Source organism: Janthinobacterium sp. GW821-FHT03C08, from assembly GCF_059420905.1.
Window position 1 is genome coordinate 106,519 of sequence record NZ_JBWKUP010000015.1, and the last position, 18,535, is coordinate 125,053.

Consider the following 18,535-nt stretch of genomic DNA (forward strand, 5'->3'; position numbering starts at 1 on the left):
TCAGCCTCCCTTCGGTGGTGAAGCGGAACAGGGAAAATGCCGCGCCAGGATGGCGACGACGAGGATGGCGGCATCGCCCTGGCGCGCGCGGACGGGCAGCCGTTTCAGTTCGGCGATGACCTGCGCGTCGATTTCCACGGTTTTGATGCGGCCCGTGTCACACCACTGCCTGCCCTGCCCCGCATCGGCCACGCCGGCCAGGTAGCCCCTGGCATAGCGCTGCCTGAGCAGCATGGCGGGATCGGCAGCCTGCCGCGCCGGCGGTGTCTCCCGGTAATCGGCGATCAGCTGCTCGGCGCTCAGGCGCGGCGCCGGCGGGTAGGCGGCGCCCTGCCCGCGCGCGTTTGGCAGGCACAGGCACAGCGCGATGAGCAGCAAGGGGACATGCATGGCCAGCCCTGGTGAATGGGGAACGTCTGGCCGATTGTAGGAGGATGCGCCAGACCCGCACTGAGCGAGGTCAAGCACAGGTCGGGTAGGTCGGATCCGCGCGTCCGAAGGCGCGCGTCATCCGACGGCATTGCTGGCGCTACGGCTGTTGTCGGGTTAGGGCTTGCCCGGCGCCGCATAGTGCAGCTTGAGCACCAGGCCGTTATGGTCGTCGGCCATATAGATATCGCCATCCTGGCCCTGCTTGACGTCCACGGGCGCGCCCCTGCCCTGCTTGCCCTTGCGCTCCCAGTTGCCGATCAGCTCGACGGACTTGCCCAGCGGGGCGCCGGCCTGGTCGGGCAGCAGCGCCACCAGGCGGTGGCCGTTGGCACGGTAGCCGTGGTAGCCGATGATCAGGCTGTTTTTATACAGCGCGGGAAAGCGGCTGGCCGTATAAAACGTCATGCCCAGGGGCGCGGCGTGCCCGGGCAGCAGGCGCCGGGGCGCCACGTACCTGGCGGCGCAATTGGTTTTCGGGTATTCGGGGCTGGCGACGTTGTCGTCGTAGCAGTAGGGCCAGCCGTAGTGCTGGTCGGCCTGGATCAGGTTCAACTCCTCGTGCGGCAAGCTCTCGTCGCTTTTCAGCTGCGGCATGGCCGCCTGGATGGCGTCGCGCGCGTTTTCCGCCTGCCACAGCTCGCCCGTGGCCGGGTGAAAGGCCAGCGCCATCGAATTGCGCAAGCCGCGCGCATGCGTGCGCCAGCCCGCCACCGTACCGGCCGGCCAGGTCATCTTGTATTCGCGGATGGCGCCCAGCGCTTCCGGGCCTTCAGCCGAGGCGCACGGCTTGGCGGGATCGGGCGCCTTGCCGTCGTTCTCGCAGTGGTCGGTGCTCGAACCCACGTTGACGTACAGGTCGCCCTTGGGGCCAAAGCGCATGTTCGTCAGCAGGTGCAGGCCCAGCCCCGGCAAGGCCGGCGTCGTGGCCGTGCCGCCGATGATGTCGGTGATGGCGCGGGCGGGGTCGCGCAGGTCGAAGCGGAAGATGCGCCCCACCACGCCCACGTAGACCATGCCGTCCGGGCCCTGCACGATGCCGTTCGGGCGATCGAGTTTGTCGAGCAGCAGCTTGCGTTCGTAGCCGGCGCCGGCCGCCTTGCGCTGCAACAGCCATAGCTTGCCCTGCTTCGGCGTCCATCCCGCCATGTCCGTGACGAGGATGTCGCCATTCGTCAGCGGCAGCACGCCACGGGGGAATTTCAGGCCGTCGGCCAGCACGGCCACGCAAAAGCCGGTCGGCGTGGTAACGTCGAGGCGCGGCATGCCGTCGCACAGGGCGACGGGCGCCGCCAGGGCGGGAAGGACTGCGCCGGACAGGCAGGCGGCCAGGGCGCCTGCGATCATCTTCTTGTTCATGGTCTCATTCCATCAGGGGTAGTCGGGGCAGCACGGCGCGGGCATTGGCGCTGGTGGCAAGCGCCACCTGTGCAATATCCAGGCCGCGCAGTTCGGCCAGCACGGCGCCGATGCGCGGCAATTCTTCGGGGCTGTTGCGGCCAGGGTGGATCCAGCTGGGGGAAATATCGGGCGCGTCCGTCTCCAGCACGATGGCGTCCAGTGGCAGGTCGGCGGCCATGCGGCGTATCTGCAGCGCGCGCGTAAAGGTCATGGCGCCGCCGAAACCCAGCTTGAAACCGAGGGCTATATAGCCCTGCGCCTGCTGGAAGCTGCCGTTGAACGCATGCGCAATGCCGCCGTTCGGGCGGATCTGGCGCGCGTGCTTGAGGACGATGTCCTGCGAGCGGCGCACGTGGGCCAGCACAGGCAAATCGAAGTCGCGGGCGATTCTCAGCTGCTCGCGCAAAAAATGCTCCTGCTTGGCGCGCATGGCCGGCTCGCACAGCATCGGGAGGAAGAAATCGAGGCCGATCTCGCCGATGGCGACAAAGCGCGGGTCGGCCATGGCCGCTTCCACGACGGCGCGCAGGGCGATCAAATCGTCTTCCGTGGCCTGCGGCACGTAGATCGGGTGGATGCCCAGCGCATAGCAGGCATTGGGCGCCGCTGCCGCCAGGTCGCGCACGATGGCGAAATTGGCCCGTTCGACGGCGGGGATGACGATCATCGCCACGCCCAGCTGCTGCGCCCGCGCCGCCACCTGCAGCGATTCGCTGCCGAATTCGTGCGCGTCGAGGTGGCAGTGCGTGTCGATCCACATGGCGGACTCCCAGTATTGCTCAGTATTGATAAGGCTGCAGTCCTTCGTCCGTCAGGCGCAGCACGCGGTCGCAGCGCTTGGCCAGTTCGATATCGTGGGTGACGATGACGAAGGCCGTGCCCAGGGTGCGCGACAGTTCCAGCATCAGGTCGAAGATCTGTTCGGCCGTGGCGTGATCGAGGTTGCCCGTCGGTTCATCGGCCAGCACGCAGGCCGGCTGCGTGACGAGGGCGCGGGCCAGGGCCACGCGCTGGCGCTCGCCGCCCGACAGTTCGCCCGGCGTGTGCGTGACGCGCTTGGACAGGTTCACGCGCGCGAGGATCTGCTGCGCCAGCTCGGTGGCCGGCGCGCGCTTCATGCGGCGTATCATCAGCGGCATGGCGACGTTGTCGAGCGCGGAAAACTCGGGCAGCAGGTGGTGGAACTGGTAGACGAAGCCCAGCGAGGCGTTGCGCAAGTCGCCGCGCGCCTTTTCGCTGAGGGTGGCGAAATCCTTGCCCAGCAGGGCCACCTTGCCGCTGGTGGGCGTATCGAGGCCGCCCAGCAAGTGCAGCAGCGTCGACTTGCCGGAACCGGAGGCGCCGACGATGGCGACGCGCTCGCCGCGGTGGATGTCGATGTCGATGCCGGCCAGCACCTGCACCTTGTAGCTGCCCTGCGTGAAGGTCTTGCCCAGGCCGCGGCAGGAAAGCACGGCGGAATCGGCGGAAGCGCCGTTGGAAGCAGGTTTGTTCAGATCGGTCATGGTAGTCGTCAGTGGATTATTCATAGCGCAGGGCTTCCGCAGGTTTGACGCGGGCGGCCCACCAGCTTGGGTACAGGGTCGCCAGGAAGGCGAGGATCACGGCAAGCACGCCGATCTTGGTGACGTCGGGCCAGCGCAGGTCGGACGGCACGGTGCTGATGAAGTAAATGTCCTTGGAGAGGAACTGCACGCCCAGCAGGTGTTCGATGAAGGGCACGATGACGTCGATGTTCATGGCCACCAGCACGCCGCCGCCCACGCCCAAAATCGTGCCCAGGATGCCCACGAGCGCGCCCTGGATCATGAAGATCTTCATGATGGAGCCGGGCGAGGCGCCCAGGGTGCGCAAAATCGCGATATCGGCCTGCTTGTCCGTCACCGTCATCACCAGGGTCGAGACGAGGTTGAACGCGGCCACGGCGATGATCAGGGTCAGGATGATGAACATCATGCGCTTTTCCGTCTGCACGGCGGCGAACCAGTTGGCGTTCAGCTTGGACCAGTCGCGCAGCCACAGGTCGCCCGGCATGCTCTTTTTGAGTTCCGCCGCCACTTGCGGCGCCTGGTTCATGTCGGCCAGGCGCAGGCGCAGGCCGGACGGGCCGTCGATGCGCAGCAGGCGCTGGCCGTCTTCGATATTGATGAAGGCCAGGCCGGCGTCGAATTCATTGTGGCCCGCCTGGAAGATGCCGCTGACGGTGAAGCTGCGCATGCGCGGCAGCACGCCGGCCGGCGTGACCTGGCCCTGGGCCAGCATCAGGGTGACTTTCTCGCCCAGGTTGACGCGCAGGGCGCGCGCCAGCTCGATGCCCAGCACGATATTGAAGGTGCCCGGCTGCAGGGCCTTGAAGCTGCCCATGCGCGTCTGGCCGGCGATGTCGGACACGTTCGGCTCTTCCTCGGGCAGCACGCCGCGCACGATGGCCGGGCGCAGCGCGTCGTCGCGCAGCAGCATGCCTTGCGTTTCGACGAAGGGCGCGGCGCCCTTCACGGCCGGATTCTTGAACGCCTGCGCCGCCTCGGCGCGCCAGTCGGGCATGCTGCCGCTGTTGTCGAACACTTCCACGTGGGCCAGCACGGACAGCATGCGGTCCGTCACTTCCTTCTGGAAGCCGTTCATCACGGACAGCACGACGATCAGCGCCGCCACGCCCAGGCCGATGCCGGCCATGGAAATGAGCGAGATGAAGGAGATAAAACTGTTGCGGCCACTGCGCTTGCCGGCCCGCGTGTAGCGCAGGCCGACCAGCCATTCGAAGGGAAGATTTTTTAACATGCTCATTAATTCGTTAATTCTTATGTATGCAACATATCATCGCGTTAGCCCGTGCAACGAAGGGCTGGGGTCAGACCCGGCGGGTCAGACCCCGGTTTTACAAGCCGCTTACTCGTAGCGCAGCGCCTCGGCCGGCTTGACTCTGGCGGCGCGCCAGCTCGGGTAGATGGTCGCCACGAGCGCCAGTCCAAAGGCGATCAGGCCGATCTGCGCCACGTCCAGCCAGTGCACGTCCGACGGCACGGCGCTGATCTGGTAGATTTCCTTGGAAATGAAGTGCAGGCCGAAGATGCCTTCGATGAAGGGCACGATGACGCCCACGTTCAGCGCCAGCAGCACGCCGCCGGCCACGCCCAGGGTACTGCCCAGCAGGCCCACCAGCGCGCCCTGGATCATGAAGATCTTCATGATGGAGAACGGCGAGGCGCCCAGGGTGCGCAGAATCGCAATGTCGGCCTGCTTGTCGGTGACGGACATGACCAGGGTCGAGACGAGGTTGAACGCGGCCACGGCGATGATCATGCTGAGGATGATGAACATCATGTTCTTCTGGCTTTGCACCAGCGCATACCAGCTGGCGCTGGCGCGCGACCAGTCGCGCATCCACAGCTGGCCCGGCATCGACGCCTTCAGCTCGCGCGCCACCCGCGGCGCCTGGTTCATGTCGTGCAGGCGCAGGCGCAGGCCGGACGGGCCGTCGAGCAGCAGCAGTTGCTGCGCATCCTGCATGTTGACGAAGGCCAGGCTGCCGTCAAGTTCATTATGACCTGCCTCAAAGATGCCGGCCACCTTGAGCGCGCGCATGCGCGGCATGACGATGCCGTTGGCCGGGTCGCCCGCCTTCGGCTCGCGTTCCAGCATCAGGGTGACGTTCTGGCCCACCTGCACGCCCAGTGCCTTGGCCAGGTCGATACCGAGCACGATGTTGTAGGAACCGGGGGTCAGCGCATTGAAACTGCCCTGCTTCATCTGGGAGGCCACGCTGGAGACGGTGGCTTCCTGCTGCGGCAGCACGCCGCGCACGATGGACGGGCGCATGGTTTCGTCGTTGAGCAGCATGCCCTGGGTTTCCACGAAGGGCGACACGGCTTTCACCTGCGGGTTGGCGTAGGCGGCGCGCTCCTGCGCCTGCCAGTTGGGCATGGAGCCGCTGGTGTCGAACACCTCGACATGGGCCAGCACCGACATCAGGCGGTCCGTGACTTCCTTCTGGAAGCCGTTCATGACGGAGAGGACGACGATCAGGGCGGCCACGCCCAGGCCGATGCCGGCCACGGAAATGAGGGAGATGAAGGAAATGAAGCTATTGCGCCCGCTGCGTTTCCCGGCGCGCGTATAGCGCACGCCGACCTGCCACTCGAAGGGAAATTGTTTGATGATGCTCATGCGCTCCCGCGACAACGATGATATGCGAGCGCGCAGTGTGCCACACAATGGGCATTTCATGCATCAACTCTGCGTCATCTCTGTGTGAAACCGCGCACGCCTGCCCTATTTTGCCTCCTGCGCCAGGCCGAAAACCCGCAACAGCTGCCCCGCCAGCGCATATTGCCGCATCTGCGCCAGGGTCAGACGGTGCAGCTGGTCGATGCGCCGCTGCTGTATCGTGAAATACGTGTCGCGCGTCTGGATGATCTGCTGCAGGTTGCGCCGCCCCGCTTCGTACTGGATGGTCCCGCCGCGCACGACGAAGGCCATCTTCTTTTCCTGCTCGTCGAGCAGGGCCAGGGTGCGCTGCGCATTGGCGATGCGCGGCAGCATGCTGGCCAGGTCGGCGCGCGTGCCCTGCTCGGCGCGCGCGACGTCCGCCTCGGCCGCCTGGGCGCGGCTGATGCTTTCGTCGCGCTGCGCCAGGCTGCCTCCGCCCAGCGGGATTTCCCAGGAGACGCCCACCGACCAGCCCCGCTGCTGTATCGTCGACGGCGGCGGCGTGGTCTTGTTATTCAGGAGATGGCTGACATTCAGATCGATTTTAGGGGCCAGGGTGGCCGCCACGCCGCGCACGCGCAGCTGGGCCGCCGCCGCCCGCTCGCGCGCGGCGCGCAACTGCGCCTGCTGCGTGTCGGCATTCTCCAGCGCCTGCGCCGGCAGCGGCGCGAAGGCGAAATCGGCAAACTGCGCCACCGGCTCGAAGGCCAGCGCATCGAGCTTGATGCGCGCCGCCTGCTGGTCCGTCAGCAAGCCATCGTGCACCAGTTCCGCGTCCAGCTGCGAACTTTGCGCCAGTTCGCGGTCCACTTCCGACGATTTGCCCAGTTCCGCCTGGCGCGTTACCTGCCGCACCAGCTGCGTCACGTCGCGCAAACGCTCCTGCGACTGCTGCAGGCCGCGTTCCAAGCGCTGCATGTCGAAATACGCTTCGGCCAGCTTTTCCGCGCTTTCCGCGCGCGCCCGCTCCACGTCGAAGGCGGCGCCCGCCATCTCGCGCTCGGCCGCATCGAGTTCGGCGCGGTCGGCGCCGCCGTTGTAGACGTTCCAGCGCACGCTCGCTTCCACCTGGTGCGTGCGGCGCTCGACCTCCAGGGTGCCATCGAGGTCATTGCTGCGCCCCCGCGTCGCCTGCAGCGCCGCAGTCGGAAACAGGCGCGAACGGGCCTGCCTATAGCGCGCCTCGGTGGCGGCCAGCGCCGCCTGCGCGGCCACCACCTGCGGATCGCGCGGCACGGCGCGCGCCAGCAGGGCCGGCAAGCCGCGCATGGACTGGGCCTGAAAGGTGGCCGGCGGCGCGGACTGCGCCACCGTGTTCGCGCAGGCGAACATGATACAGATCAAATAGGCACGCATCACCGCTCCTGCAGGGAAGACTGCAAGCCGCGCAGCACGGGCTTGAACACATATTGCAGCACCGAGCGGCGCCCCGTCAGGATGCCCACGTCGACGGGCATGCCGGGCGTGATGGGCAGCACCTTGCCGTGCGCCGTCAGCTGGCTGCGGTCGGTACTCAGCTGCACCTCGAAGTACGGCTCGTTGCGTTCGTCGGGAATCGCGTCCGCCCCCACGCGCACCACCTGCGCCTGCATGCGGCCGTAGGTGGTGGCGTCGTACGCCAGCACATTCGCCGAAGCGCTCTGTCCCACATGGATGAAGCCGATGTCCGACGGCTTCACGCGCACGGAAATGAGCATTTCCGAGTCGGCCGGCACGATTTCCAGGATAGGTTTACCCGGCTGCGCCACGCCGCCCACGGTGGCCACCAGCACGCGGTTGACGACGCCGTCGACGGGCGCCGTCACGTCGCGCCGGCTCACCTGGTCCTGCTGGCCTTTCACCGTGCTGGCCAGGGCGCCCGCCTTGGTTTCATACTCGCTGCGCTGGGCGCCCCACTGGCCGCGCATGCGCGCTTCCACTTCGCCTGCCTGCGCCTGCGCCTCGGCCAGCGTGGCCGTCAGGCGCGGCACGGAGGTGCGCAGGCTGTCGAGTTCCGTGCGCTGCTGCTGCACGCGCTGCTGCGCATTCAGATAGTCGCCGCGCGAACCGGCCCCCTCTTTGAAGAGCCTCTCTTCGATGGACAGGCTTTCCAGGGCGATTTTCAAGCCCGTGTCCAGCTGGGCGATGCGGCCGTGCGCCTCGGCCAGCTCGCCGCGACGGCGCGTCACGCCTTCGCGCGCGGCCGCCGTGGCAGAAGCGAATTCGCGCTGGCCGTCGCGCCACAGCTGCGTTTCCTTGGCGATCAGCTCGGGCGCCTCTTGCTGCCATTCCGGCGCAAACTGGGGCGTGCCGCCGGACAGCAGCGCGTCCAGGCGCGCCCTGCCCGCCAGCGCGGCCAGCCGATTCTGCACGCTGGCGCCCAGGTTGGCGTCATACTGGGCCGTGTCCAGGCGCAGCAGCAAGTCGCCGCGGCGCACGCGCTGGCCCGGTTTCACCAGCATCTCGCGCACGATGCCCCCTTCCAGGCTTTGCACTTCCTGCAGGTGCGACGGCGGCGTGATGGCGCCCCGGCCATTCACGGACACGTCGAGCTGGGCGAACATGGCCCAGGCCAGCGCCAGCACCAGCAGCACGGACGTCAAGGCCAGCATGCGGATGACGATGCGCTGCGGTTCGCGTTCCGGGTCCGGGTGGGCCGCCGGCAGAGGGCGGGCGTTGGGGGCGTTCACGGCGCTCATGCCGCCGCTCCCTGTTCCACCACGGCGCTGGCGGCGGCAGGCCTGGCGGCCTGGCTGTTCAAGACGCGCATGACCTCGTCGCGGGGACCGTCGGCGACGATGCGCCCCTTGTCGAAGACGATCAGCCGGTCCACCAGCGCCAGCATGGCCATGCGGTGGGTGACGAGCACGATGGTCGTATCCTGCAATGTCCGCAGGCGGGCGATCAGCCGCTGCTCCGTGGCCGGGTCGAACATGCTGCTCGGTTCATCGAGCAGCAGCATGGGCGGCTTCGCCAGCAAGGCGCGGGCCATGGCCACGGCTTGCCGCTGGCCGCCGGACAGGCGCTCGCCCCGCTCGCCCACTTCCGTCGCCACCCCATTGGGCAGCTGGGTGATGATGTCGTCCAGGCAGGCCAGGCGGATGGCGTCGAGCAGGTGCCCGTCGTCGGGCTGGCTGCGTCCCAGCTCGATGTTTTCGCGCAGGGTGCCATGGAACAGGGTCACGTCCTGCGGCACGTAGCCGATCTGGCGGCGCAGGCTCAGGGGGTCCAGCTGGGTGCTGGCCAGGTCGTCGAACAGCACGCTGCCGGCCTGCGGGCCGTACTGGTTCAGCAGCAGGCGCAGCAAGGTGCTCTTGCCGGAGCCGAGCTTGCCGATCACGCCGACCCGTTCGCCCGGGCGGATGTGCAGGTTGAGCTTATCGAGCAGCGGCGGCGAGTTCGGGTAGGCAAAGCCCACGTCGCGGAACTCGATGCGCCCGGACAGGGGCGGCGCCTGCAGGCTGGCCGCGTCGTCGTCCGTGGGCGCTTCCATGATCTTGTTCAGCGCGTGGTAGGACAATTTGGTCTGTTCCCAGCGCATGATCAGGCCCGCGATCTGGCTCACGGGCGCCAGGGCGCGGCCCGTCAGCATGCTCACGGCGATGATCTGGCCCAGTGTCAGCAGGTGTTCGCCCATCAACAAGGCGCCCGTGGCCACCACGGCCACGCCGGACAGCGCCAGCATGGCCGTGTTGATGTAATTGACGCGGCTGACGATTTCGCGCGTCTCGACGCTGTTGGCGGCGATGGCCACCGTCAGGCTTTCCCATTTGCGCCGGCTCCACGCTTCGGCGCCCAGCGCCTTGATGGTGTCGAGGCCATTCATGGTTTCAAACAGGTGCGCCGTGCGCTGCGCGCTTTCCTGCATCGAGGCGGCCACGTGGCGCGCCAGGGCCGCGCGCGAGGCGAAGGCGACCAGCAGCAGAATGGGGATGGCCACCAGGGGCACGAGCACCAGCCAGCCGCCCACCAGGGCGATGACGAGCAAGAACAGCAGTAAAAAGGGCAAGTCGCCCAGGGTCGTCAGGGTGGTGGAGGCAAAGAATTCGCGCACGGATTCAAAATCGCGCACGGTATTGGCCAAAGTCCCCCCGGAAGCGGGCCGGCTGGCCGCGCGCAGGCGCAGGCACTGGGCAAAGATGTTCGACGACAGCGCCACGTCCATGCGGCGCGACGCCGTTTCCACCAGTTCGCCGCGCAGCAGGCGCATGGCCAGCTCGAAGCCCGTCAGCGCCACCACGGCGATGGTCAGCACCCACAGGCTGGCCGTGGCATTGTTCGGGATCACGCGGTCATACACGGCCATGGCGTAGAACGGCACCAGCGCGCCGATGACATTGAGCACCAGGGTGCCCAGCAAGGCCCAGCGGAAGATCCAGCGGTTGCGGTTGAAGACGTCCCAGAACCAGCGCCCCGCCACCGGCATGCTGTAAAGGAGGCTGCGCTGGTCGTAGAACATCACGGGACGCACGGCCACCCAGCGCCCCTCGGGCACTTCCTGCGCCAGCGCAGCCCCGTCAAACCAGGAACTGCCTTCGATGCCGGGCACGTGGCACTCATACCGGCCATCGGCCATGGCCAGCACCACCAGCACCTGCCCTTCCCCGTTGAGCAGCAGGGCCGGCATTTCCGTGGGGCGGCGTGGCTTATCTATCGGCAACGCGGTGCCGGCCAGGGTGGCGTGCGCCAGCGCCTGGCCGAGGGCATCGGCGGTGGCCGGATCGGCCTGGGCCGCCACGCTGGCGCGCAGGCGCTCGGCCTGCACGGCCACGCCGAACAGGCGCGCCAGGAAGACGATGGCCTCGGCGATGGCATTGGGAGGCATGCCGGCAGCGGCGCGGGAAATGTCGGAAGGTGGGGTCATGATGGATTCACAATAAAACGCTGCGGCGCGCCGGTCGGGCGCGCCGCAGCGGGCACGCTATCGCTTGCGCGATGAGCGATGAACGAAAATTAAATGGGCGTTAAACGGGCGCGGCGGCGCCCTTGCGGCGGCGCGCCATGCAGCCCAGCAAGCCCAGGCCCGCCACCAGCATGGCCCAGGTCTGCGCTTCCGGCACGGGCGACACGGTAAGCAGGGTTTGCGAGGCAGGATTGACGCTGGTCAAGCTCGTATAGCTGTAGAGGTTCTGGATGGTGCCATTGCCCGTGGCCACGCCCAGCATGGTGTTGGCCTGGCTGACGACGGCATTGCTCAGGTTCTTGAAGCGCAGGTCGCCCGTCAGCAGGTTGGTGTTGTCATTATTTAATTCCCACAGAGCCAGCTGGAAGGCGGCCGCGCCATTCGCGTTGCTGGCCGCATTCGCTACCGACGAGGTGTAAAAGCCTTCATACAGGCGCTTGACGGCGTCGCTGGCGGCAAAGGCGCCGCTGCTGTAGCTGTTCGACGCGCTGTTCAGGGCGACGTGCGGGTCCAGGCAAAACGCCAGGAAACTGTTGCTGTCGTAGCTGACTTGCCAGACGGAAGGGGTGATGGCATTGCCGCTGCCGAAGGCGCCGCCGGCCGCCGTAAACAGGGGCACGCCATAGAAATCGTCGACGGTCAGTTTGGAACCGGCCGCCACGGCGCTGCTGCTGGCCATGGCAAAGGCAGCGGCCGCCAGGGTGCCGCGGACGATCAGGTGCATAGATTTTTTCATTGTGTTTCCCTAAATATTTATAGTAAGTATCGAAAGGCGCCGGCACCCTGAGGCAGGGGCCGGCAGCGGTGCCAGGCGCGGTTGCGGCCTGGTACGGGACATCAGGCAGCCATTTCCTGGGGCTGGGTCGTTGCGTGGGCCATGGCGCGGCGCAGGACTTCGGCCATGTCGCACTGGGCCTGGACTTCCGCGGCCGGGGCGGCCGCTGGCGCGGCGGCAACGGACGTCACCGTGCCATCCTGGCCCAGTACCACGTCGAGCGTGCTGTCGTCGCGCAGCAGGTCGGCCATGCTGGGCAGGTGCACGCCGGCGGCGGCCGCATCCTTGGCGTCGACGTTGAAATACACGTCCGTCATGTCGACCGTCTTGCCGTCTGCCAGGGTGGCGCTGCTGCGCTCCAGGTGCAGATTGCTGTTGGCGTCGAGGAAAGGCAGTGCCGTGTAGCTCACCGTCAGGCTCGCCACGCCGGCGTCGTGCAGGGACATCAGCTCGCCCTCGTCCGTCACGCCATTGCTGTTGGCGTCGCGCCAGATGCGCAGTTCCGCGAAATGCTCGTCCTTCGCATCGACCACGCCGTCGCCGTTCGAGTCATAGCTGGACAGCTTGGCAAAGCCCGTGCCCTTCTCGTTGCCGCCGAACAACTCGGAGATGTTGTCGATCTTGCCATTTCCATTGCTGTCGATGGCCAGCAAGCCGTCCTGGGCCGAAACCCAGCCCGTCTGGATGGCGCTGCCCGTGCCCAGCAGGTCGAAGCTGCCGTGGAAGTCGGCGCGGGCGATCGTGTGTACGCCGTCACCGTTCAAGTCGATGACGATGGGCGTGATGGCCGCATCCCAGCTCATGTCGTTCTGGCCCGATGCCAGTTTCAATATGTCCGTGTAGACCACGTTGGCCGTCGTGCCATTGCTGTTGACGTCCGAATCGATGTTGTCGTTCGTGCCCACGTTCTTCGCGCCCCAGCGCCACGTATCCATGGCGTAGCCCGCGTGGTACACGCCCGACTTGTCGAATTTGAGCGAATAGCTGCCCGGATCGAGGTTGCTGAACAGGTAATTGCCATTGGCATTCGTGTAGGTGGTGGCCAGCAGCACGCCGCTGCCCGAGTACAGCTGCACCTTGATGTTGGCGATGCCCGCCTCGTTGGCATCCTGCACGCCGTCATGGTCGGCGTCGCGCCACACCTTGTCGCCCAGGCTGGCCTTGCGGTAGATGCCCGCGTCCCAGCTCATGTCGTTTTGGCCGGCGGCCAGGTTGATCAGGGCCGAGCGCCCCGTGCTGACATCGACGTCGGAATCCGTGGCGTCATTGCCGACATTCGCCTTGGTGTAATAGAAGCCCGATGGACGGATGACTTCCACCCTGTAGCTGCCGGCCGCCAGTTCGCTGAACAGGTAGTTGCCGCTGGCATTTGTCGTCGTCGTGGCGATGACCTGGTTGCCGGCATTGAGCAGGTTGACTTTCACGCCCGCCACGCCCAGTTCGCCCGCATCCTGCACGCCGTTGTAGTTATTGTCTTCCCATACGCGGTCGCCGATGGACGCCGTGTTGAGCTTGACCAGGCCCGCATCCCAGTCCAGCTGCGCGTCGCCCGATTTCAACACGGCCATGGCGGTGGTGAAGCCCGTGGCCGGATTGACATCGGAATCCGTGGCATAGCCGCCGATATCCGCCTTGGTGAAGCCATAGCCGGCCGGCGGCACGAAGCCCAGGTAATAGTTGCCCGGCACCAGGTTGCTGAACAGATAGTTGCCGTTCGCATCCGTGGTGGCGCTGGCGACGACGGCGCCGTTGCCGTTGTACAGGTTGACTTTCACGCCGCCCACGCCCGTTTCGCCCGCATCCTGGGTGCCGTTGCCATTCGCATCGAACCAGACGCGGTCGCCGATGGAAGCCGTCTTGTACAGGCCCGCGTCGAGGTCCTTGTAGTTCTGGCCGGCAACAACCGTCACCTGGCCGCTATTGCCCAGCGCATTGATGTCGCTGTCGAGCGCGTCATTGCTGCCCGCATCCTTGACGGTGCTCAAGTAACCGGCGGGCGCGACGACGGCGATGGAATACGTGCCGGGATCGACGCTGAAGTTGTAATAGCCGGTGGCATCCGTCACGGTCGAACCGATCACGCTGCCGGCCGCGTTTTTCAGCTGCACGGTGACGCCGCCGATGCCGGACTCCCCCGCATCCTGGATGCCGTTCGCGTTCGTGTCATGCCATACGCGGTCGCCCAGGGTGGCCGGCAGGGCGACGATGCCGGCATCCACGCTGTGGTTGCTGTCGCCCGAGGCCAGCAGCACCTGCGCCGTGCGGCCATCGGCATTCGCGTCCGAATCGCGCTGCTCGTCGCCGCCCTGGTCCTGGCCCGTGAAGACATAGCCGGCCGGCAAGGTGGTCTTGTCGAATTGCACGCTGTAGGCGCCCGGTTTCAAATTCGTGAACAGGTAGTTGCCGTTGGCGTCCGTCACCAGCGGGCTGCCGACGGCGTTGCCCGACGCATCGAGCAGGGTCACTTTCACGCCGGCGGCGCCTGCTTCGCCCGCATCCTGCACGCCATTCTTGTTCGTATCGAACCACACCCGGTCGCCCAGCTCGGCCGTGCGGTACAGGCCCGCGTCCAGGGTCAGGTTGGTCTCGCCCGGCGCCAGGGTCACGGGCGCCATCTTGCCGGCAGCATCGATATTGCTGTCCTTGCCCGCGTCGCCGCCCTGGTTGGCTGCCGTCGGCACATAGCCGGCCGGCGCCACCACCGTCACGGAATACGTGCCCGGGTTGACGTCGAAGTGGTAGCCGCCGCTGGCGTCCGTCGTGGTGGTGGCCACCACGTTGCCGGCCGTGTCCTTCAGCTGCACCACCACGTTGGCGATGCCCGCCTCGCCCGCATCCTGCACGCCGTTGGCGTTCCTGTCTTCCCATACGAAGTCGCCCAGGTGCGCCATCGGCACCTTGAAGGTCAGGTAATGGGGAACCAGGCTCAGGTCCTGCGCATTGCAGCCAGCCGTGCCGCCGTCGTCGCGCACCTTGAAACCGAGGTCGAAGTCGCCCGCGACCGTCTGGCTGGGCACGAAGACGAGGTGGCCCGCGCGGATGTCGTCGATGGAGACTTCCGTGCCCACCGCCACGGCCACGCCGTTGAGCAGCACCTGGCCCGCCGTCGTCGTATTCGTGATGACGATGGATTTGAAGCCGTCGTGCTCGACGTCGTCGTGGAAGCCGAAATCGCCTTCGCTCAGCACCACGTTGTTGCCGTTAAGCAAGGTAAACGTCTTGTCGGCCGCATCGGGCGCGTCGTTGACGGGGTCGATGACCACTTGCAGGACCAGCTGGACGATGTCGCCATTGCCCTTGTCGATCGTCACCTCGATGGTGGAAAAGCTGCCGTTGTAGTTGGCGGCCCAGTCGCCGGGGCGCACGTAGACGGTATCCGCGTCGAGCAGGCCGAACAGCGGCGTATTCGTGCTCGATTCCGTGTCGTCAGGCAAGACAACGTTGAAGGCCTTGATGTTCAGGTCGCCCTGGGCCGTGTAGCCGGCCTGGATCAGCAGGTCGCGGATGTCGAAATTCTTGTTCGTGTCTTCGCAGACGTGGACGGTGGTCGACAGATTGTAGGTGGTCATGCGGCCTCCTGGGAGGAGACGGATGGGGCCAGGGCGCAGTCAGCCTGGCCGTGCAAAGCGGCGAATGTATACATGGGTGGGCTTCCAAGAAGAGACTTGTTTAAAAAAATGAAGCCGGCAGCACCTTGTATGCAGTTTCTGGGAACACAGGAGCCAAGCGACGCAACCACACAGCGGGGGGTGATTGTCTTTCTGACATTTAAGTTAGCGCAATTATATCGTCGATATTTGCAAAAGCAAATTGATTTCCACCAATAACAATAAAATTTTTATAATATTTGCGCATTACCGACACGCCCCCTGTTGCCGCCGCTCCCCTGAATATGCATGGCACCTTCTCTGCCGCTGCCACAATCGCCTACAATCTCGGGATGAATCAACTTACCCTCGTCCTGCCCTTCGCCCTGCCCAACGCCGAACTGGCTGCCGACCTGCTCAAGGTCTTGCAAGCGCCCGCCCTGGCAGCCCTGCTGTCGCGCACATCCGGCAGCCATTTGGAACTTTTTGACAACATCAACCGCCTGCTGCCGCACGAAGCGTGGCTGGCGCACGCGCTGGGCCTGGCGCCCGCGTCCGGCGGCGCGGCGGCGCAGGCGGCCTTTGCCGCCCAGGCCATGCGCGGCTACGGCCTGGCGCCCGAGCCGGGTGGCCGCTATTTCCTGCTGCATCCAGCCCACCTGACCATTTCCCGCAGCCATATCAGCCTGGAAGACTTGCGCCAGCTCAAGCTGAGCGAAGCGGACGGGCGCGCCCTGTTCGACATTGCGGCCCCGTATTTCGAGGAGATCGGCCAGCCCCTGTCATATGGCGACGCGGGCACCTGGTTCATGCGCGCCGATGCCTGGTCCGACTTGCAGTGCGCTTCGCCGGACGCCGCCACCACGCAGGACCTGTCCGTCTGGATGCCGGAAGGCGGGCACGCGCGCGCCGCGCGCCGCCTGCAGAACGAAGTGCAGATGCTGTGGCATGAACATCCCGTCAACGGGGCGCGCGAGGAACGGGGCTTGAAACCCATCAATTCCTTCTGGATCTGGGGCGGCAGCGTGGCCACGAGCGACCCTGCACGCTGCGCGGCCCGCCTGCATACCAGGGACGTGCCCGGCTGGCTGGCCGCGCTGGCGGAACCGGCGCAGCGCGAAGCCGGTCCAAGCAGTGTACTGGCCAGCCCGCAGGACGCCATCGTCGTGCTGGGCGGCCTGACCGAAGCGGCGCAGGCCCAGGAATGGGGCATGTGGCTGCAGCGGCTGCAGGCGCTGGAAGCGGACTGGTTCGCGCCCCTGCTGGCGGCCCTCAAGGATGGCCGCCTGGGGCAGCTGCGCCTGGTGCTGAGCCACCGCGACGCCTGGCTGGACTGCACCACCAGCAAGAACGCGCAGCGCAAGTTCTGGCGCGCGATGACCCTGAACAAGTTGAAAGCATCATGACCCGTACCCGCATCGCCACCCGCCCCTGTCCTTACCGCGAATCCGAACTGCTGCGCCAGGGCGGCATCCACCCCGTGCTGGCCCGGCTGTACGCCGCGCGCGGCCTGTCCGACGCGAAAGAACTGTCGATCGAAGCGAAAGACCTGATACCGCCGTCCGGCCTGCTGCACATCGGCGCGGCCGGCGTCTTCCTGGCCGACGCCATTGCAGCCAAGAAACGCATGGTCATCGTGGCCGACTACGACTGCGACGGCGCCACGGCCTGCGCCGTGGCCATCCGCGGCTTGCGCGCCATGGGCGCCGACGTCGATTTCATCGTGCCCAACCGCTTCGAGTACGGCTATGGCCTGACGCCGGAAATCGTCGAACTGACGGCCCGCGAAAAGTCGCCCGATATCATCATCACCGTCGACAACGGCATCGCCAGCATCGATGGCGTGGCCGAAGCCAACCGGCGCGGCATCCAGGTGGTCGTCACCGACCACCATCTGCCGGCCGACACCCTGCCCGACGCGGCCGTCATCGTAAACCCGAACCAGCCCGCCTGCGGCTTCCCCAGCAAGCACCTGGCGGGCGTGGGCGTCGTGTTCTACGTGCTGCTGGCCTTGCGCGCCGAGCTGCGCCGGCGCGGCATCTTCGATGCGCAGACGCAACCCAAGCTCGACAGCCTGCTCGACCTGGTGGCGCTGGGCACGGTGGCCGACGTGGTGCGCCTCGATACGAACAACCGCATCCTCGTCGCGCAAGGCTTGAAACGCATGCGCAAGGGCAATATGCACGCGGGCGTGGCGGCGCTCTTTCGCGTGGCGGGCCGCGAAGCGCGCAGCGCCACGCCGTTCGACCTGGGCTTTGCCCTGGGGCCGCGCCTGAATGCGGCCGGGCGCCTGCAGGACATGTCGTTGGGCATCGAATGCCTGGTCACGGACGATGAAGGCCGCGCCTGGGCGCTGGCCCAGCAACTCAACGACATCAACCTGAAACGCCGCGAAATCGAGGCGGAAATGCAGGATACGGCCCTGCTGCACCTCGATGATTTCGAGCCGGCCAACAGCAGCACCATCAGCGTCTTCGACGCCTCCTGGCACCAGGGCGTGATCGGCATCGTCGCTTCGCGCCTGAAGGAAAAGTTTTATCGCCCGACCATCACCTTCGCCCCCGGCGCGGACGGCTGGATCAAGGGTTCCGGCCGTTCGATCCCCGGCTTCCACCTGCGCGACGCGCTCGACCTCGTGTCGAAACGGGCGCCCAGCCTGATCGACAAATTCGGCGGCCACGCCATGGCGGCGGGGCTGACCATCCGCGCCGATGCCTTCGACGCGTTTTCCCAGGCCTTCGAAGCCGTGGGCCAGGCCTGGCTCAGCGCCCAGCAGCTCGAACGCGTGGTGGAAACGGACGGGCCGCTGGAAGACGCCTACTACACGACGGCCTTCATCGAGCTGATGGATGGCCAGGTGTGGGGCCAGGGCTTCGCCCCGCCCGTCTTCTGCGATGAATTCCGCGTCGTCAGCCAGCGCATCCTCAAGGAACGGCATTTGAAACTGTTGCTGGAAAAGAACGGCGTGCGCTTCGATGCCATCTGGTTCGGCCACACGGACGCCCTGGGCGAGCGCACGCGCGTCGCCTTCCGGCTCGATGCGAATGAATACAATGGCACGACCAAGGTGCAGCTCATGGTGGAGCATGCCGAGCCTGTGTAGTGTCACCTGACACAAGCTGCTGCACGTCGGCATAGGTCGCCTGCGATGCTCACCGTACTAAAGTACGGTTGCGCTTCTCGGCCACCTCTTCCTTCCGCTCGTTACGGTTGCGTCAAGTGTTGCGACGTCGGTGGTCTTATCGCTATGCC

13 protein-coding genes are annotated in these 18,535 nt (G+C 66.3%); 2 read left to right on the forward strand and 11 right to left on the reverse strand.

Annotated features, from left to right (window positions below; genetic code table 11):
* The 11 genes from AC07VL_RS21505 to AC07VL_RS21555 form a co-directional block, all read right to left on the reverse strand.
* On the reverse strand, positions 1-390 hold the full coding sequence (locus AC07VL_RS21505; protein WP_494807642.1) for a Rap1a/Tai family immunity protein: 390 nt from the start codon (positions 388-390) through the stop codon (positions 1-3).
* Between the two features lie 156 nt (positions 391-546).
* Positions 547-1,788, reverse strand: coding sequence for a PQQ-dependent sugar dehydrogenase (locus AC07VL_RS21510; protein WP_494807643.1), 1,242 nt, complete (start codon positions 1,786-1,788; stop codon positions 547-549).
* A gap of 4 nt (positions 1,789-1,792) precedes the next feature.
* A complete protein-coding gene (locus AC07VL_RS21515; RefSeq protein WP_494807644.1) occupies positions 1,793-2,590 on the reverse strand; it encodes a TatD family hydrolase in 798 nt (265 codons plus the stop codon).
* Between the two features lie 19 nt (positions 2,591-2,609).
* A complete protein-coding gene (gene lolD / locus AC07VL_RS21520) occupies positions 2,610-3,335 on the reverse strand; it encodes a lipoprotein-releasing ABC transporter ATP-binding protein LolD (protein WP_494807645.1) in 726 nt (241 codons plus the stop codon).
* A 16-nt stretch (positions 3,336-3,351) separates the two neighbouring features.
* On the reverse strand, positions 3,352-4,617 hold the full coding sequence (locus AC07VL_RS21525) for a lipoprotein-releasing ABC transporter permease subunit (RefSeq protein WP_494807646.1): 1,266 nt from the start codon (positions 4,615-4,617) through the stop codon (positions 3,352-3,354).
* A 102-nt stretch (positions 4,618-4,719) separates the two neighbouring features.
* Positions 4,720-5,997 carry a lipoprotein-releasing ABC transporter permease subunit gene (locus AC07VL_RS21530; RefSeq protein WP_494807647.1) on the reverse strand — a complete coding sequence of 426 codons (1,278 nt, stop codon included), beginning with the start codon at positions 5,995-5,997 and terminating at the stop codon, positions 4,720-4,722.
* A gap of 105 nt (positions 5,998-6,102) precedes the next feature.
* Entirely contained in the window at positions 6,103-7,395 is a 1,293-nt protein-coding gene (locus AC07VL_RS21535) for a TolC family protein (RefSeq protein ID WP_494807648.1), read from the reverse strand.
* On the reverse strand, positions 7,395-8,717 hold the full coding sequence (locus AC07VL_RS21540; protein ID WP_494807649.1) for an HlyD family type I secretion periplasmic adaptor subunit: 1,323 nt from the start codon (positions 8,715-8,717) through the stop codon (positions 7,395-7,397). The genes AC07VL_RS21535 and AC07VL_RS21540 overlap by 1 nt, the downstream gene beginning before the upstream one ends.
* Complete coding sequence (locus AC07VL_RS21545) at positions 8,714-10,882, reverse strand: type I secretion system permease/ATPase (protein ID WP_494807650.1); 2,169 nt, start codon at positions 10,880-10,882, stop codon at positions 8,714-8,716. Before AC07VL_RS21545 ends, AC07VL_RS21540 begins: the two co-directional genes overlap by 4 nt.
* A gap of 100 nt (positions 10,883-10,982) precedes the next feature.
* Positions 10,983-11,657 carry a PEP-CTERM sorting domain-containing protein gene (locus tag AC07VL_RS21550; RefSeq protein ID WP_494807651.1) on the reverse strand — a complete coding sequence of 225 codons (675 nt, stop codon included), beginning with the start codon at positions 11,655-11,657 and terminating at the stop codon, positions 10,983-10,985.
* 101 nt (positions 11,658-11,758) lie between these two features.
* Positions 11,759-15,265 carry an SdrD B-like domain-containing protein gene (locus AC07VL_RS21555; protein WP_494807652.1) on the reverse strand — a complete coding sequence of 1,169 codons (3,507 nt, stop codon included), beginning with the start codon at positions 15,263-15,265 and terminating at the stop codon, positions 11,759-11,761.
* A 371-nt stretch (positions 15,266-15,636) separates the two neighbouring features.
* Between AC07VL_RS21555 and AC07VL_RS21560 the strand changes: the two genes are divergently transcribed.
* Entirely contained in the window at positions 15,637-16,689 is a 1,053-nt protein-coding gene (locus AC07VL_RS21560; protein ID WP_494807653.1) for a hypothetical protein, read from the forward strand.
* Positions 16,686-18,386 carry a single-stranded-DNA-specific exonuclease RecJ gene (gene recJ / locus AC07VL_RS21565; RefSeq protein ID WP_494807654.1) on the forward strand — a complete coding sequence of 567 codons (1,701 nt, stop codon included), beginning with the start codon at positions 16,686-16,688 and terminating at the stop codon, positions 18,384-18,386. The genes AC07VL_RS21560 and recJ overlap by 4 nt, the downstream gene beginning before the upstream one ends.
* Positions 18,387-18,535: the final 149 nt, after the last annotated feature.

What these genes read in the sequence shown, in the direction of transcription:
- lolD (WP_494807645.1), bottom strand. Translation starts at nt 3,335, where the DNA reads ATGACCGATCTGAACAAACCTGCTTCCAACGGCGCTTCCGCCGATTCC.
- AC07VL_RS21545 (WP_494807650.1), bottom strand. Translation starts at nt 10,882, where the DNA reads ATGACCCCACCTTCCGACATTTCCCGCGCCGCTGCCGGCATGCCTCCC.
- AC07VL_RS21550 (WP_494807651.1), bottom strand. Translation starts at nt 11,657, where the DNA reads ATGAAAAAATCTATGCACCTGATCGTCCGCGGCACCCTGGCGGCCGCT.
- AC07VL_RS21535 (WP_494807648.1), bottom strand. Translation starts at nt 7,395, where the DNA reads ATGCGTGCCTATTTGATCTGTATCATGTTCGCCTGCGCGAACACGGTG.
- AC07VL_RS21540 (WP_494807649.1), bottom strand. Translation starts at nt 8,717, where the DNA reads ATGAGCGCCGTGAACGCCCCCAACGCCCGCCCTCTGCCGGCGGCCCAC.
- AC07VL_RS21515 (WP_494807644.1), bottom strand. Translation starts at nt 2,590, where the DNA reads ATGTGGATCGACACGCACTGCCACCTCGACGCGCACGAATTCGGCAGC.
- recJ (WP_494807654.1), top strand. Translation starts at nt 16,686, where the DNA reads ATGACCCGTACCCGCATCGCCACCCGCCCCTGTCCTTACCGCGAATCC.
- AC07VL_RS21525 (WP_494807646.1), bottom strand. Translation starts at nt 4,617, where the DNA reads ATGAGCATGTTAAAAAATCTTCCCTTCGAATGGCTGGTCGGCCTGCGC.
- AC07VL_RS21555 (WP_494807652.1), bottom strand. Translation starts at nt 15,265, where the DNA reads ATGACCACCTACAATCTGTCGACCACCGTCCACGTCTGCGAAGACACG.
- AC07VL_RS21560 (WP_494807653.1), top strand. Translation starts at nt 15,637, where the DNA reads ATGAATCAACTTACCCTCGTCCTGCCCTTCGCCCTGCCCAACGCCGAA.
- AC07VL_RS21505 (WP_494807642.1), bottom strand. Translation starts at nt 390, where the DNA reads ATGCATGTCCCCTTGCTGCTCATCGCGCTGTGCCTGTGCCTGCCAAAC.
- AC07VL_RS21530 (WP_494807647.1), bottom strand. Translation starts at nt 5,997, where the DNA reads ATGAGCATCATCAAACAATTTCCCTTCGAGTGGCAGGTCGGCGTGCGC.
- AC07VL_RS21510 (WP_494807643.1), bottom strand. Translation starts at nt 1,788, where the DNA reads ATGAACAAGAAGATGATCGCAGGCGCCCTGGCCGCCTGCCTGTCCGGC.